At 68.0% G+C, this 14,542-nt stretch carries 15 protein-coding genes and 3 pseudogenes; 14 read left to right on the top strand and 4 right to left on the bottom strand.

All coding sequences use genetic code 11. The features are described from left to right. Positions 1–308: 308 nt before the first annotated feature. On the top strand, positions 309–1,076 hold the full coding sequence (locus K377_RS30950; protein WP_111666864.1) for a transposase: 768 nt from the start codon (positions 309–311) through the stop codon (positions 1,074–1,076). Between the two features lie 635 nt (positions 1,077–1,711). On the opposite strand, the gene K377_RS30940 is transcribed toward K377_RS30950, so the two are convergent. Further along, positions 1,712–2,038 (bottom strand): hypothetical protein, encoded by a 327-nt coding sequence (locus K377_RS30940; RefSeq protein WP_111666863.1) that lies wholly within the window; start codon positions 2,036–2,038, stop codon positions 1,712–1,714. A 251-nt stretch (positions 2,039–2,289) separates the two neighbouring features. Here K377_RS30940 and K377_RS30935 point away from each other — a divergent pair, with 251 nt between their 5' ends. The 6 genes from K377_RS30935 to K377_RS30910 all read left to right on the top strand — a co-directional run bounded on the left by K377_RS30935 (position 2,290) and on the right by K377_RS30910 (position 7,537). Further along, a complete protein-coding gene (locus K377_RS30935) occupies positions 2,290–2,868 on the top strand; it encodes a DUF3560 domain-containing protein (protein WP_161194982.1) in 579 nt (192 codons plus the stop codon). 163 nt (positions 2,869–3,031) lie between these two features. Further along, positions 3,032–4,312 (top strand): DNA cytosine methyltransferase, encoded by a 1,281-nt coding sequence (locus tag K377_RS30930; RefSeq protein WP_111666888.1) that lies wholly within the window; start codon positions 3,032–3,034, stop codon positions 4,310–4,312. 90 nt (positions 4,313–4,402) lie between these two features. Beyond that, positions 4,403–5,155 carry a hypothetical protein gene (locus tag K377_RS30925; RefSeq protein ID WP_111666861.1) on the top strand — a complete coding sequence of 251 codons (753 nt, stop codon included), beginning with the start codon at positions 4,403–4,405 and terminating at the stop codon, positions 5,153–5,155. 76 nt (positions 5,156–5,231) lie between these two features. Further along, on the top strand, positions 5,232–5,651 hold the full coding sequence (locus K377_RS30920) for a hypothetical protein (RefSeq protein ID WP_111666860.1): 420 nt from the start codon (positions 5,232–5,234) through the stop codon (positions 5,649–5,651). 137 nt (positions 5,652–5,788) lie between these two features. After that, a complete protein-coding gene (locus K377_RS30915; protein WP_111666859.1) occupies positions 5,789–6,433 on the top strand; it encodes a hypothetical protein in 645 nt (214 codons plus the stop codon). A gap of 228 nt (positions 6,434–6,661) precedes the next feature. Then, a complete protein-coding gene (locus K377_RS30910) occupies positions 6,662–7,537 on the top strand; it encodes a hypothetical protein (RefSeq protein ID WP_111666858.1) in 876 nt (291 codons plus the stop codon). A 74-nt stretch (positions 7,538–7,611) separates the two neighbouring features. On the opposite strand, the pseudogene K377_RS30905 reads toward K377_RS30910, so the two are convergent. Further along, a pseudogene (locus K377_RS30905) lies at positions 7,612–7,707 on the bottom strand (IS5/IS1182 family transposase); the annotation flags it as partial. 42 nt (positions 7,708–7,749) lie between these two features. On the opposite strand from K377_RS30905, the gene K377_RS30900 reads away from it, so the two are divergent. The 5 genes and pseudogenes from K377_RS30900 to K377_RS30880 all read left to right on the top strand — a co-directional run bounded on the left by K377_RS30900 (position 7,750) and on the right by K377_RS30880 (position 11,238). Next, the gene (locus tag K377_RS30900; protein ID WP_111666857.1) at positions 7,750–8,298 is read left to right on the top strand and encodes a GNAT family N-acetyltransferase; all 549 of its coding nucleotides are present in this window, start codon (positions 7,750–7,752) and stop codon (positions 8,296–8,298) included. A 99-nt stretch (positions 8,299–8,397) separates the two neighbouring features. Beyond that, positions 8,398–8,682, top strand: a pseudogene (locus tag K377_RS30895) (M15 family metallopeptidase); the annotation flags it as partial. Between the two features lie 161 nt (positions 8,683–8,843). Then, complete coding sequence (locus tag K377_RS30890) at positions 8,844–9,782, top strand: MerR family transcriptional regulator (RefSeq protein ID WP_111666856.1); 939 nt, start codon at positions 8,844–8,846, stop codon at positions 9,780–9,782. Between the two features lie 74 nt (positions 9,783–9,856). Then, the gene (locus tag K377_RS30885; protein ID WP_111666855.1) at positions 9,857–10,453 is read left to right on the top strand and encodes a GNAT family N-acetyltransferase; all 597 of its coding nucleotides are present in this window, start codon (positions 9,857–9,859) and stop codon (positions 10,451–10,453) included. Between the two features lie 398 nt (positions 10,454–10,851). Next, entirely contained in the window at positions 10,852–11,238 is a 387-nt protein-coding gene (locus K377_RS30880; RefSeq protein WP_111666854.1) for a hypothetical protein, read from the top strand. Here the strand turns inward: K377_RS30880 and K377_RS30875 are convergent. Continuing rightward, positions 11,217–11,816: an NUDIX hydrolase gene (locus K377_RS30875; protein WP_111666887.1), complete on the bottom strand. Its 600-nt coding sequence runs from the start codon at positions 11,814–11,816 to the stop codon at positions 11,217–11,219. The two genes, K377_RS30880 and K377_RS30875, sit on opposite strands and share 22 nt — an antisense overlap. Before the next feature lie 229 nt (positions 11,817–12,045). Here K377_RS30875 and K377_RS30870 point away from each other — a divergent pair, with 229 nt between their 5' ends. Together K377_RS30870 and K377_RS30865 are read left to right on the top strand one after the other, a co-directional pair. Next, positions 12,046–12,801: a transposase family protein gene (locus K377_RS30870; protein ID WP_111666853.1), complete on the top strand. Its 756-nt coding sequence runs from the start codon at positions 12,046–12,048 to the stop codon at positions 12,799–12,801. Between the two features lie 171 nt (positions 12,802–12,972). After that, positions 12,973–13,748: pseudogene (locus tag K377_RS30865) on the top strand (IS5 family transposase); the annotation flags it as partial. A gap of 417 nt (positions 13,749–14,165) precedes the next feature. Here the strand turns inward: K377_RS30865 and K377_RS41425 are convergent. After that, entirely contained in the window at positions 14,166–14,540 is a 375-nt protein-coding gene (locus K377_RS41425; RefSeq protein WP_146614791.1) for a hypothetical protein, read from the bottom strand. Positions 14,541–14,542: the final 2 nt, after the last annotated feature.

Raw genomic sequence — 14,542 nt, 5'->3', positions numbered from 1 at the left:
GGTTACCGCGGTGGCATGCACAAGCCTGGACGGCACTCCCCTAGCCGTCACCAGCAGCAATGACCACACGGTGCGTGTTTGGAACTTAAGATCATTGGAAGCCGTGCAAACCATGATTACTCCCCTATGCCGGGCTGTGGCATTTGCACGTGAAGGGAGCATGGTTGTGGCACTGGGACGCGATGTCGCAGTGCTTCGTCGTGCCGAGGATTTCGTAGACCGCTGACCTTGGCCTCCTCCTTCGCTCGCGAGAAGTTTCGCTAAAGGTTGTCCCGTAACTGTTGAGGCTGCTGAGGCGTTGACCGGTCATGGGTGGGGTGATGTCAGCGGATGACCCGAAGTGGATCGAGCCGTTCACCGGGCTGAGTCCGGCACAGTTCAATCGGCTGGTCGCGCTGGTGCGACGTCGTGGCGGCGATGTGCACCGGGGCCGGCCGTGGCGATTGCCGCTGGAGGACCGGGTCTTGCTCGTGGCCGTCTACTGGCGGACGAACCTCACGTTGCGGCAGGTAGCGCCGCTGTTCGGGACTTCGAAGTCGGCTGCGGACCGGATCCTGGACCACCTCGCGCCTCTGCTGGCGATCTCGCCGGCCCGCCGCAAACGCGAGGACACCGTCTACATCGTCGACGGCACCCTGGTCCCCACCCGCGACCGCAGCATCGCCGCCTCCAGCAAGAACTACCGGTACTCGACGAACCTGCAGGTCGTCATCGACGCCAACAGCCGCCTGGTCGTGGCGGTCGGAGAGCCACTGCCCGGCAGCCGCAACGACTGCCGGGCCTTCACCGAGTCGGGTGTCGACATCGCCTGCCGCGGCGTTCCGGTAATCGCCGATGGCGGCTACCAAGGCACCGGCCTGCTCATTCCTCACCGCCGACGACGCGGTCAGAAAGCCCTGAGCCCGCAGCAAGAAGCCGAGAACAAGGTCCACCGCAAGGCCCGCGCCCGCGTCGAGCACGCCCTGTCCCGCCTCAAGAACTGGAAGATCCTGCGGGACTGTCGGCTCAAGGGCAGCGGCGTTCACCAGGCCATCCTCGGCGTCGCACGCCTCCACAACCTGGCCCCCTCTGAGTAACTCAGCCCCCGTACGAGACAGCTCTGAGTAGGGTCACTTGCATCCGCCAGACGGTTGGTGAGGTGGCAGGAGAAATATGGGACGGCTTGGGCACTTCTTCGTAGGAACTGGGCTCTTGGCCCTCGCGTTCCTTCTTCTCGTTTGTGGCTTCGCCCAATGGCATGGCACACGGAGCAGCTCCACTGCGAAGCGGACGCCCTTGCTCGTGGCGGTGCTCACTGGGGGCGGAGTTATATCCCTCGCAGCGAGCCTGTGGGTCCTTTCATTGTGACTCTGCCTGTCCCGGGGCTGGTCATGGGTGAGGTGATGTCATCTGCGGGACTGCCACCTCAAGGGCAGAGGCGTTCACGAAGCCATCCCGGGCATCGCACGCCTGCACAACATGGCCCTCACCGGACAACTCTCATCCCATACGGGACAACCTCTAGCCCGGAGCGCCGGTGCACGGTGTCAGCACCCCGCCCGACACCGTGCACCGACCGGGACGCCCGCCCGGGAGCGCGCTGAGCACCCGTACGCGGCCTGCCCCTGAGATGCAACTCGCCGGCACAGCGCGGATGCCACCGCGGATGTCCTCGGGTCGGAACCCGGACCGGTTGCCGCTGAAACGCGAGCGATCGTCTCTGCCCGCTCTGTCAGTTCCTTCGGGTGAAACGAAGCCAAGCGAGCGTGCACGGCGGCAGGGCCAGTTGCGCAGCTGCAGTGAGCCACAACTGGTGCGTCCAGGCCAGCCATATCAGCAGCACCGGTCCGGCCAGCGAGGCCAACGACAGTACGCAGAGGAGAGCCACCTCACCCGACTTTCCGGACGGCACCTGCTGCGCCTGAAGAGCTTCGCCAAGTGCTCGGGTGAATACCCGGCTCAATAGCACCACGGTGAGCGTCCACAGACTCGCGACAGCGGCAGTTGCGGCAATGGCCGCACCTGAGTCCACGAGCAGCTCCGTCTGCGTCCACCTCATGCGGGGAGTCTGCGGTCCGGGACGCTGTGAAGCCTGAGTAGCCGTACTCACGTCGCGCCCCTTCCTCGGCAACTGCTGCGCCACACACCGCCGGGCAGCGACCGCCGCCCCCGCGTCGTCTTGTGAACGCTTCCGCCTCGCCGGTCACAGAGCTTGCCACCCACCCCTGCAGAGCGTAAAGTTATCCCTATCGGATACGGCGGCAACCGTCTCCGAGCCCAACCCACCAGCAAAGCAAGGAGTGCACCTCCGTGAACGACACTGCAGACAGCCCCGAGCAGCGCCGCGCCGACCACCTGAAGGCTCAGGCAGACCACCTGGCGCAGAGCGCCGACAGGCAGGGCGAGCACGCGTCGGGCCTGTACGGCCGGTTCGCCGGCGGACAGCCCCTCCTGGTCGGCCACCACTCCTACCGCTCCGCCCTTCGCGACCGCACCCGGGCCGACAACGCCACCCGCCGCGCCATCGAGGCCCGCCAGGACGCCGAGCGCGCCGGGCAGAAGGCCAACCAGGCGCAGGCTGTGGCCGATCTCGCCGCGACCGAGCGGGCGCGCGGCCGCGACTGGTGCCGCGCCGACTTCGAGCCCGGCGACATCGTCAAGGTCCGCGACTTCCGCCGGGACATGGCCCTCACCAGCGTCTACCGGGTCAAGCGCGCCAACCTCAAGACCCTCACGCTGGACGGCGGAGGCGGAGGCATGGACGACCCCAAGCGCACGTACGACCGGGTCCTTTCCCGCACCCGCGACGGTGTCACCGTCACCGACCCCGCCCAGAACGACAGCAACCAGGGCGGGACGCCGAGCAGCCCGGAGCAGGAACAGCCGTAACCCCAGCAGGCGGGCGCGGCATACCGAGCCGCGCCCGCCCAGCCCGGCAGTCCGTGCCTACGCCCCTGGTGCCGAGCCCTTCCCGGGCACCGGACCACCGCGCCTCTCCGGCGGCAACCGGACGGGCGCGTCCAGCCCACCAGCTATGAAGGACATCCCGACCATGCTCCTGATCCCGCGGCGCCCCCTGCACGACCTCGATTTCACCGACATGTTCTGCGGTGCCGGCGGCAGCGCAACCGGCCTGGTGGAGGCCGGGTACATCCTGCGCCTGGCCGCCAACCACGACCCCGTCTCCATCCGCACCCATGTGGCCAACCACCCGATGGCCGAGCACATCTGCGCCGACCTGAACAACTACGACAAGCGCCGCCTGCCGCGCACCCGCATCCTGTGGGGGTCGCCGATCTGCACCGAGATCGCACCGTGCGGAGGCCGCAAGCGCACCCGTGGCCAGCTCGCGCTGGAGCTTGAGGGAGACGCCGCCCCCGAGACGTTCGAGCGGACCCGGGCAACCGCGCTCGACATCCTCGCCGCTACCGACATTCACCGCTACGACGCCGTGCTGTGCGAGAACGTCATCGAGTTCGCCACCGACTGGGAGCTGTTCGACTGGTGGCTGAGCGGAATGAGGATCCTCGGCTACAACCACCAGATCGTGTGCGCGTCGTCCGCGCACCTGGGCGGTCTCGACGAGGACAACCTTCTCGCCCCGCAGCTGCGCGACCGCCTGTATGTCGTGTTCACCCGCGAGGGCATTGCGCTGCCCGATCTTGCGGTGCGCCCCGCCGCGACCTGCCCCGAGTGCGGTCCGGTCCGCGCCGTGCAGGTCTGGCGCAACCCCCGCCGCCGACGCGTCGGCAAGTGGGGTGAGCAGTACGACTACCGCTGCCCGAACACCGGTTGCGGCGAGATCCTCGTTCCGCACACCCGCCCGGTGTCCGACATCATCGAATGGGACGTACCGGGAACCCGCATTGGTGACGGCCGCCCCAACCGCAAGGTCTTCACGCCCTACGCCGCCACCACTCGCGCCCGCGTCGCCCAGGGCCTGCAGATGTTCGGCCCCGCCCCGCACGTCGCCATGCTGCGCAACAACGGCACCGCCGTCTCCGTCAACGGTCCGGTGCCCACCCTCAACGCGCAGGGACGCCATCACGCCCTGGTCGTCCCCATCGGGCGCAAGGGCCTGCCCCGCACCACCGGCGAGCCGATGACCACCCTTGCGACCAAGCCCCACCACTCCCTGGTCACACCGGCCGCCAGCGTCGACGACTGCACGCTGCGCATGTTCACCCCGCGCGAGCTCATGCGTGCCCAGCGCCTCCCGGACGGCTACATCCTGCACGGCAACGTGACCGAGATGATCCTGCAGACCGGCAACGCCGTCAGTGTGAACGCCGCCCGCTGGCTCGGCGGACGCCTGCTCCCCTGCCTCGCCTGACACCCCCCATCGCCCCGGGCGCCCCGCACCGCGCGGCGCCCGGGGCGATGGCCCGCGCCCGCCCCGCCCCTGCTGTCGAAGGACGCGCACATGCCGACCACACCGTCACGCCGCAACACCGCACCGCAGCCACGCCACGTCGTCCAGTTCAGCGGCGGCGTCGGCTCGTTCCTCACCGCTCTGCACGTCGCCCGCACCCACGGCACCGACCGCATGACCCTGCTCATCGCAGACACCGGCATCGAGGACGAGGACCTGTGGCGGTTCAGCGACGACACCGCCGCCCTGCTCAACGTTCCGCTGACCATCGTCCGCGACGGCCGCACCCCCTGGGAGGTCTTCCACGACCGCCGTTTCCTCGGCAACGACCGGCTGGCCCCCTGCACCACCGTGCTCAAGCAACTGCCCTGCCGCGCATGGATGGAGCGCCACGCCCCGGCGGACCGCGCGATCGTCTACGTCGGCATCGAGCCCACCGCACGGGACCGGGCCCGCACACCGGCGATCGTGCGCAACTGGGCACCCTGGCCGGTCGAGTTCCCGCTCACCGCCGGGCCCGACCGCACCAAGCAGCAGCTGCTCGACGAGGTACGCGCCACCGGGGTGCGCCCGCCCCGCCTGTATGACCTCGGCTTCAGCCACAACAACTGCGGCGGCACCTGCGTGCGCGCGGGACAGCGCCAGTGGAAGCTCCTGCGCGATGTCCTGCCCGACCGCTTCGACCGGGCCGCGATCGAGGAGTTCAAGCTGCGCGCGCTGCTGGGCGACGTCGCGATCCTGCGCGACCGCCGCGGCGGCACCGTGCGCCCGCTGCCCCTCACCGAACTGCGCGACCGTCCCTGACCAACCGACCCGACCACGCCGGACGCGGCGGCAACCGCGTCCGGCTCCGACCCACCAGCACATGAGGAGACCACCCATGGCAGTCGACTTCAGCGTCGAAGGAACCATCGAGCTGTACCCGCCCGTCCCGCTGGCGCAGTTGTGGGAGCTGATCGACGGCGGAGACTTCCACGTCGCCCCGCACGGCATCGGGGAGACCGAGCTGACGGCACTGCTCACGCGCGAGGCCTGGGTGCTCGTGCCCGACCCGGCCAGCGGCACCGACAGCGAAGGCCGCCCGGCGGCCATCAAGCACCTGCGCGTCCGCGACCCTGAGGCCTACTCCTTCACGATCAACCACCGCCTCATGGCCCTGTCCGCCTGGCTGGGCCCGGACCACGAGTTCGACGGCGCACTGCGCTACCAGGACGGCGACGTCGGCACCAAAGGCGTGATCGAGCCCTTCGAGGACGGCGAGGAACCCGAGTGGCACGAGACCGCCGGACGGATGTGGTGACGCCACCGGCGCGCACCATCGCCGACAGCCAGCGTCGCAGCGGCGGCAGCCACGCAATTCACGCCACCTGACCAGGCGGTCCGCAGCGGCAACTGCGGACCGCCCCCCCCTGCCACTCAACCCACCAGGAGTCTTTCGTGCTGAACCCCACCGACGGCCCGCTGTGCGTCATCCAGGCCTCCGTAACCCACCCCGACCGCCGCACCGAGCAAACCGCACTGTCGATGCCGAGTTCCCCCTTCGGTACGCCCGCCTGGCAGCTGCCGGTCATCACCGGCTACCTGCACGGCCGGTTCATGCAGATGCAGCCGCCCACCCTCGACGGACTCAGCGCCGCCCTGCGCCAGCGCGCCACAGCCCCGATCCCCTCACCCTGCGCGCTCTACCCGCACACCCCGTGGCACGACCCCCGCGTCACCTGCCTCCTCGATCTGTCGATCACCGCCGGGACCGGCCTGCACCTCGGCGTCTCCCTGGTCGTCATGGAGCAGGAGGGCACCGGCGCCTGCCGATGGATGCGCACCGAGCGCGTCACCGGGCTGAACGGGCTGCTCGCCCACACCGTCACCGAGGCCGAGGCCGAGCGGGCCCGCCTGCGTGACCGCAGGCGCACCAGCACCGACCCGGCCGTCGACGCGCTGACCGCCCTGTCCGACCAGGTAGCCGCCTGGGCGCGGGACGTTCGCAGGCAGGCGCGCGGCAAGTGGCAGGAGCTGCGGGCGGAGCAGGCCCGCGGCCGGCTGCGCGCATCAGCCGCGGCCGGTTCCTCCGTGCTGCGTTGACACCAGACACAACAAAGCGCATAGTTAGCCCGTAAGGATTAAGCGGCTTTGCTGGTCGGTCAACAAGCGATGGCCGGCTGGGGAACACCTCACGGTGTCGACCCGGGTCGGCAAACCCGGCCGAACGCCCCACCGGCCATCTGGACTCCAACCCACCAAGGAAGGAGTCCGACCAGCATACCGACGCCCGCGGCCGATACGGCCACGACCCGAACGGGAGACACGACCATGAGCCCGCAGCGCCCGCTCACCCTCGTCGTCGACGGCCGAACGCTCATCAGCCGCGCCGGCATCGCCGAGCGCAGCGGCGCCAGCATGCCCACCGCGAAGAACTGGTTCGCCAAGCGTCTCGAGCAGCCCGAGGAGTTCCGTCACCCGGACAAGGCCGCCACCGTCGACCGGACCGACTACTACGACCTGGAGCAGTTCGACCGCTTCCACGCCTGGCTCAAGCAGTCCAAGCAGGACCGGGTGAAGACGGCCCGCCCCGAGCTGCACCAGGGCGACCCCGACGACGTGCTGTCCATCAACGAGGCCGCACACGCACTGAACTACGCCAGCGCCTCCGCGATCCGGAAGTACCTCAAGGACAACCCCGGCTACTTTCCCGAGCCGTGCGGCACCGTCGAGGGCCCTTCCGGCCGCCCCATCCCCGCGTTCCGCCGCGGCGATCTCCAGGACTTCGACCGCCGCCGAACCGGCGACAACACCGGAGTCAGCGGCCGGATCAGCGGCGGACCCGGCGGCGTACCCGCAGGCACCGTCACCCCCGAAGTAGCCCAGCGCATCGCCACCGCCACCGAGCACCTGCAGTCCACCGGCGGCTACCGCCACGGCGTCGCCGCCGAACTCGCCCAACTCCACGGCGGATCCGAAGCCGCCTGGCAGCGCGCCGTCCGCCAAGCCCGGCAGGGCACCACCGCGCTCAGCCCCGAGGAACTCGCCTCCGCGCGGGACCGACGCGTCGCCACCGCGCTCGCCCGCCTGCAGGAGAGCGGCTATCACCGCGGACTCGCCAGCGAACTCGCCACCGAGCACGACGAACCCGCCCGCACCTGGCAGACCGCCGTCACCACAGCCCGGCAGCAGCTCGCCCCTCAGTGATTCGCCCTTGCCACCCACGGGGCGCCAGCACTGCGATTTTCACCGGCCGCGAAGCCACTGAGCCTTTTCCAACCTCACGCTGACGCGTGGTGAAGGACGAGAACGGCCTGGACGATCGCGGTGATGCGGTTGGTGCTGCAGCGGAGTTTCCGCAGGAGGCGCCAGGCTTCTCCGCCGATCCTCCTCGTGGGGCGTGCGATAGGTTCCCCGCCATGATCGAACCTGGAACCTTCACCTGGCCGACGACTCCGATACCGACCGAACGGCTCGTGCTCCGCGCGTCCGAGGCCCGCGACCGTACGGCCTTCGTCGAACTGTTCGCCTCGCCCGAGGTGGGCACCTACATCGGCGGCGCCCGGACTCGCGACAGACTTGAACGCGCGATGCCCGAAGTGCCCGGCCGACGCCCCGGTTGTTTCGTGGTCGAACTCGACGGAACGATGATCGGCATGATCACGCTCGACCCCCGCGGCGCCGAACGCCGGGGACACGTCCGCCCCGAAGCCGGAGAGACCGAACTCGGTTACCTGTTCCTGCCCGAGGCGTGGGGACACGGGTACGCCTTCGAGGCGTGCGCGGCGGCACTCAACTGGTTCACCGGCGCACGGCCCGGCGAACCCGTGGTGCTCTCCACTCAGAGCACCAACCGCCGGGCGATGCGCCTCGCGGCGAGACTGGGCTTCACCGAGGTCGAACGGTTCGAGGAGTACGGCGCCGAGCAGTGGTTCGGCGTGCGCGCGCCGGCCGTCCCGGCCGGATGAAGGGCGGCCCCATGAACGCGATCGTCCTGATGTCGGATCCGAAGGTCGCCGCCGTGCCCCTGATCGAGTCCGGCGAACGCCTCGTGGACGTCCGCCCCGGCGGCCGACACTCTCGCCGACGCCGACGGACGCGAACTGGACCTCGGCACGCGCATGAACGCGGACCCCGAGGAGAGTGCCGGCGCCTGCTACACCCACGCCCCGGACATCAGCGAGGAAGCCCGCGCCAACCGGAAGCTGCTGGGCACCGTGCTCACGGCCGCAGGGCTGGTGAACTACCCCACGGAGTGGTGGCACTGGTCCTTCGGGGACCGCTACTGGGCCTTGCTCACGGGAAAGCCCGCGGCCCTTTACGGCCGCAAGGAGCTCGACTCGCGCAACTGACCGACCAGACGTCCTGTTCCGGCCCGGGCAGCGTACCGACGGCGAGTCGTCCGCCCTGGTCCGGCAATAGGAATTGTCACGACGTGTGGATGAGGAGTGGTTGCCTGCCGGCAGGCGAAGGGACTTGAGTCTCCCGTGGGGGGAGACACGAAGGTGGGGACATGAACGGCGACACGCTCTACTCGATCGGTGAACTTGCTCGACGGACCGGTTTCACGGTCAAGACCATTCGGTTCTACTCCGATCGCGGAATCGTGGCGCCGACCGACCGCAGCCCGGCTGGCTACCGCCTCTACAGCATCGACGCCGTCGCACGCCTGGACCTCGTGCGCACCCTGCGCGAGCTGGGACTGGACCTTCCCACGATCCGAAAGGTCGTGGACCGTGAGCTCTCGCTTCCGGAGGTCGCCGCAGCTCATGCCGAAGCACTGACGGTGCAGATCCGCGTCCTGCGCCTGCGGCGCGCGGTGCTGACGGCGGTGGCCGAGCGCGGGTCCACACCGGAGGAGACGGAACGCATGCACCAGCTGGCCCGGCTTTCCAAGGACGAACGCAGCCGTCTGACCGGCGATTTCCTCGACGCCGTCTTCGGCGGTCTTGACGCCGCCCCCACCTTTGCGGGGGTCATGCGCTCGATGACCCCCGAGTTGCCCCGTAACCCGAAGACAGAGCAGGTCCAGGCGTGGGTGGAGCTGGCCGAAATGTCCCTGGACCCGGGTTTCCGCGCCGTCGTGCGGCGGATGGCCGAGGACCAGGCGGCCGAGCAGGCCCGAAGCGGCGTGACGGTCCCGCGCCGCGACATCACCGCAGCCGTCCGTGACCAGGCCGGCCCGGCCGTGACCGCCGGCATCGACCCGGCCTCGCCCCAGGCTGATCCGATCGTCGCGCAGTTCACGGCGCACTACGCGCACCTCCTCGGCCGCCCCGACGACGTCGAGCTTCGTCGCCGGCTGGCAACTCGGCTGGAGAGAGTGAACGAACCGCGCTGGCGGCGGTACCTCCAGCTGCTCGCAGTGGTCAACGGCTGGCCGGCCCCGGAAAGCCTGGCTCCGGTGTTCGACTGGTCCGTCCAGGCTCTGCGCGCCCGGACACGGCGATGACGGGGCGGTCACAAGGCGTCATGGGGCGGATGCGGCCGGCGTCGGGTGAAAACGCCGCCACACATCATCGGCTGATGAGTGCCCCGGTCGTACTTCAGGTGGCCGCGTCGCCGGTCTCTCCCGCTCTCGTTCTTCGCCCCTGGCGCATGGAAGACGTCGCCGCATTGGTCGAGGTGAGCCGGGATCGGGCACTGCGCCGGTGGGCGAGCTCTGGCGTGGACAACGATTCCGACGGGACACGCTGGGTGCAGGCTCAGCAGCAGGGCTGGGCAGCGGGGGACCGGTTCGGCTTCGCTGTCCTTGAGACACAACCCGGTTCAGTTCGCGCGCAGTTGGTGGGCAACGTGGTCCTCAAGAAGGTCACCTCCGAAGAACCGGCAGCCGAAGTGGGCTACTGGACCGCGGCGCACGCCCGCGGGCGGGGAGTGGCCGCCCGCGCTCTGGAGGCACTCACCAACTGGGCCTTCGACGCCTTCGAAGCCGACGGGCTGGAGCGTCTCGACCTCCTGCACCAGGTGGACAACCTGGCATCGTGCCGGGTTGCACAGAAGAGCCGCTACGTCTTCGACACCCTCCTGCCCGCGGCACCGCCCTCCTTCCCCCGCGATGGCCACCTGCATATTCGGGCGCGAGAGCGTCTGAAGTCCTCCCGGCTTCTGCGGACCGGCTGAGGCTGCTCACGCCGAGAGGGGCTCGGGGCGTCCCTCCGCACCGGCTGCGTGGGCGGCCAACGTGTTCTGTGTGGCTGCAGGCCGGGATCTGTTGGAGCTCGGTGCCGTACACGGACGCAACTCCTTCCATTTTGAGGCGAGCAGTAAATCTCACCCTCGACGATGAGATCGCCTGCGTCCTCTCCCTTGTAGCTGGCGTACGGCTGCGCTCGGGCGGGCTGGTCCGCCGGTTCGAGAAGGGAGACTCTCGGGGGACACCACAGTTCTATGCCCACGTCGTCCCTGGCTTGGTGGCGACGCAGCGGCCAGCCCACGAGGGCCGACCTTTCTTGGTATTCCCGCTGTACCAGCGCACAGGCCCTGTCCATCGGATATTTGATCAGTATCGTGACGGGATCATGTCTCTGATCTTGCTGTTCGCCGCGACTGCCATCTTCGGCATACCAACCGCCACGGTGTGGCTGCTGGGACGGCGCGCGAGGGTGCCCAGTTGGATGCTGACCGTCTTCTTGCTGGCTGGTTGGCTGACCGTGTTGGCTGGGTGGGCTCTTTCACAGCGCGCTCAGCCGTTCCTGTTTCCTGAGACCTCGCCCTGCTACGGCACGAGTGGCACTCCTGTCTCGCAGTACTTCCCGCCCGACTCCTTCTGTCGCCATGCCGACGGGGACTTGCGCACGGTCAACGGGGCGAACTCCAAGCTCATGTTCTGGAGCGCCGCCAACACCACCTTGGCAGTGATGATTGGCGCAGCCTTCCTTTGGCGTCACCAACGCTCTCGATCGTGACCGCCCCCACACTGGCCGCCATGTCCTCGAGCGTCCTCTCGTGGCCGGTCCGTCGGAGTCTGCCCCGAACCCACTCGTGACTGGGTTCGGGGGCGGACAGCGAGGTAGCGTTCGAATGCCTCGCGGGCGTCGGGGACGAACGCATCATGCCGAACCAACTCGTTGAGCTCGTGTTCCGTCAGCCAGTCGTACCAGGCAATCTCTTCGGGATCCGGCTTGATCGGTTCGTCCACAACGACTTCGTGCAGCCCAAGCCAGTACGAGCTGATGGCGCCGGTGCACCGGAACTTGAACACGAACCTTGGACAGGTCCGGACCCCTATCTCCTCCTCCAACTCCCTCGCAGCGGCCTGTTCATAGGTCTCGGCAACCTCCACTGCACCGCCAAGCATCCAATTGAAGTGGCCCGGAAATCGCGATGTGCCCTCAGTACGGCGATGCACAAGCGTGCGCCCTTCGGGGTCACGGCACACGATCGTGGCAACGCGGTGCAACCATCCCTCCCGAATCGCGTCACTCCTGCTCACGACAGCCAGAACCTCATCACGGTCGTCAACCCGTTCAACAAGTTCACTCATGAGCCATAAGATGTCAGATAGCACGAGGACATGGTGAAACTGCGTCGAACAGTCCAGCGCCATGTGGTCCGCAAGGCTGATCCAAAGGACCCACCGTCACCGCCCCGAACGGACTGAGCCTCTTCCAAGCTGGCGGTGTTGATCGCGAGTTGGACAGTTCCGCACAACGACGAAGCTCCTGGTAGACGGGTTCTCGACCAAGATCACCCGCGTCCGCCAGGAGCTTCACGTGCTTGTCTACCCGTCCTCGATCGACTTGTCCACCCGCACCCTGCGGTTCCTGGCCGGACAGCTGACGGCCAGGCGTCGGGACATCGGGACGCGGTGGCGACGGCTTCCCGTGGCACGTCAGGCCCTGCTCGCCCTGGCCCACCTGCGGTGCGGCGACACCTACGCCCGGCTTGCGGCCGGGTTCGGCATCGGGCTCGCCACCGTCTACCGCTACATACGTGAAGCCATCGAGGTCTTGGCCGCCCTCGCCCCGACCCTGGCCGAGGCGATGAGGACCATCCGGACGAAGGCGTTCGTCATCCTCGACGGAACCCTGCTGCCTATCGACCGCATCGCCGCCGACACCCCCTACTACTCCGGGAAACACAAACGCCACGCCATGAACGTCCAGGTCCTCACTGATCCGTTCGGCCGTCTGCTCTGGGCCTCACCGGCTCTGCCCGGCTCGACCCACGACCTGACCGCCGCCCGGCAGCACGGGATCATCGACGCGCTCGCCGCAGCGGGCCTCAAGTGCTGGGCGGACAATGCATACCAAGGAGCCGGCAGGCCCGTCCGTGTCCAGTTTCGAGGGCGCCACCTCAAGCAGTGGAAGCGCCGCCACAACACCACCCACACCAAGATCCGCTGTGTCGGTGAACGGGCCATGGCCACCCTCAAGGGCTGGCGCCTCCTGCGGAAACTCCGCTGCAGCACCAACCGCATCACCAACATCGTGAAGGCCGTCCTTGTCCTTCACCACGCGTCAGCGTGAGGTTGGAAAGAGCTCACTGCAACAACATGTGTGCGCGACAGCGGACGTGCCGAGGCTAGGGGGATTGAGTCAGGGAAAACGACGCGTGGGCAACCGGGCCCCTTGAACCAAGCGTCATAGCGGTGCCGAACTAGGCCGTTTCTTACGGATCATCGGATCGTTGGTCCGGTCGTGCCGTTGACTGACGCGCAGTGGGTGCGAATAGAGCCGTTGTTACCCGATCGGACGCCGAGGCGGGGCGGCCGGTGGCGGGATCACCGCCAGGTCATCGACGCGATCGCATGGAAGTTCCAGACCGGCTCGCAGTGGGTGCATCTGCCTGCTGAGTATGGCTCTTGGAAGGGCGTGTACACCCGGCTGCGGAACTGGGCGATCGACGGCACGTGGGAGCGGGTCTTCACCGCTCTGCTCGCCCAGGCCGACGCCGAAGGCGACCTCGACTGGGTCGTAGCGATCGACTCCACGATCGTGCGCGCGCACCAGAACGCGGCCGGGGCCCGCAAAAAGGGGCTCCGGCCAAGGAACCAGACCACCACGCGATCGGACGCTCACGTGGCGGGCTGACGACGAAGATCCACCTGGCCGCGGAGAGCCGCTGCCGCCCGTTGTGCTTCCATCTCACGCCTGGCCAGGCAAACGACGCGCCCGCCTTCGAGCACGTCATGGCTGCCCTGCGTGTCCCAAGGCTGGTTGGCCGACCACGCATCCGACCCGTCGCGGTCTTGGCCGACCGAGCCTATTCGTCCCGCGCAATCCGCCAACACCTGCGTAGACGCGGCATCCGGGGAGTGATCCCACAACCCGCCGACCAGATCGCCCACCTCAAACGCAAGGGCCGAAACGGGGGACGGCCACCCGCCTTCGACCGCGATGCCTACAAACAGCGCAACACCGTCGAGCGTTGCATCAACCGCCTGAAGAACTGGCGTGGCCTGGCCACCCGTTATTAGAAGACCGCCACTGTCTTCAGGGCCGGGCTCCTCGTGGCTGGCATCTTCATCTGGTCGACTCGATGAGGCCGCGGCCCGACCTCACGGTCGGATGGCAATCGTGCTCACGGTGCCGTTTCCCCAGTCTGTGGTGTTCAGCAGCACGCGGCTGTCGAGTGAGACGACCGTGAACTCTGGGACGAACCGCTCTGTCAGCAGTCCTCCCATCGGGCTCCGGAACTGGTCCTGGGCCGCGTCGCCGGAAAGACACACCACCGCCCCGACCGCGGCTGAGTGAGCGACCGTCCGCAGCACCAACCGCACAGCGCTCACTATCCGGTTGGCCGCCCGCGATTACGCCGGGCGACCAACCAGCTAGTCACCGAGTTCTAAAAACCGGCCTTGATCTGCAGCATCAACAGCCCAATTCCTTGATCATTCGCAAGGGCTGTTGAGAACCCCGGACGACAGCACCTCCTCTATCTGATTTGAGGTTTCGCCCGGAAGTTCTTCCAGAGAAATTGGCACCCAACCTCTTTCCTCTCCTCGAAGGAGGAAACGTTCATCAAGTGGCACGCGATGAACAGAGACGTAGTGCGCCAGATCTGCACGCCACGCCCATTGACCATCGGTCCTGATCGAAGAATTTCCGACCAGAACCATCCCGCACCCCAGAACACAGTCACCTGACTCGGTGAACGCAACCGCCAACGGGCAAGAGTCCAGATAGCGCGCAAGCGACTCCAGATTTACGTAAGAATCACCACCCTCCAGACTATTCGAGCGAGAAAAGCGAAGCGTCAGCATCATCG

The sequence above is a fragment of the Streptomyces sp. PsTaAH-137 genome (assembly GCF_003259365.1).
Taxonomy (GTDB): domain Bacteria; phylum Actinomycetota; class Actinomycetes; order Streptomycetales; family Streptomycetaceae; genus Streptomyces.
Note: the sequence above shows the minus strand (reverse complement) of the source record. Positions and strands in the feature narration are given on the sequence as shown.

Excerpts from the sequence above, each read along its gene's own strand:
- K377_RS30910 (WP_111666858.1), top strand. The coding sequence starts at position 6,662 with ATGAGCCCGCAGCGCCCGCTCACCCTCGTCGTCGACGGCCGAACGCTC.
- K377_RS30925 (WP_111666861.1), top strand. The coding sequence starts at position 4,403 with ATGCCGACCACACCGTCACGCCGCAACACCGCACCGCAGCCACGCCAC.
- K377_RS30885 (WP_111666855.1), top strand. The coding sequence starts at position 9,857 with ATGAGTGCCCCGGTCGTACTTCAGGTGGCCGCGTCGCCGGTCTCTCCC.
- K377_RS41425 (WP_146614791.1), bottom strand. The coding sequence starts at position 14,540 with ATGATGCTGACGCTTCGCTTTTCTCGCTCGAATAGTCTGGAGGGTGGT.
- K377_RS30930 (WP_111666888.1), top strand. The coding sequence starts at position 3,032 with ATGCTCCTGATCCCGCGGCGCCCCCTGCACGACCTCGATTTCACCGAC.
- K377_RS30900 (WP_111666857.1), top strand. The coding sequence starts at position 7,750 with ATGATCGAACCTGGAACCTTCACCTGGCCGACGACTCCGATACCGACC.
- K377_RS30890 (WP_111666856.1), top strand. The coding sequence starts at position 8,844 with ATGAACGGCGACACGCTCTACTCGATCGGTGAACTTGCTCGACGGACC.
- K377_RS30920 (WP_111666860.1), top strand. The coding sequence starts at position 5,232 with ATGGCAGTCGACTTCAGCGTCGAAGGAACCATCGAGCTGTACCCGCCC.
- K377_RS30880 (WP_111666854.1), top strand. The coding sequence starts at position 10,852 with ATGTCTCTGATCTTGCTGTTCGCCGCGACTGCCATCTTCGGCATACCA.
- K377_RS30940 (WP_111666863.1), bottom strand. The coding sequence starts at position 2,038 with ATGAGGTGGACGCAGACGGAGCTGCTCGTGGACTCAGGTGCGGCCATT.
- K377_RS30950 (WP_111666864.1), top strand. The coding sequence starts at position 309 with ATGGGTGGGGTGATGTCAGCGGATGACCCGAAGTGGATCGAGCCGTTC.
- K377_RS30875 (WP_111666887.1), bottom strand. The coding sequence starts at position 11,816 with ATGAGTGAACTTGTTGAACGGGTTGACGACCGTGATGAGGTTCTGGCT.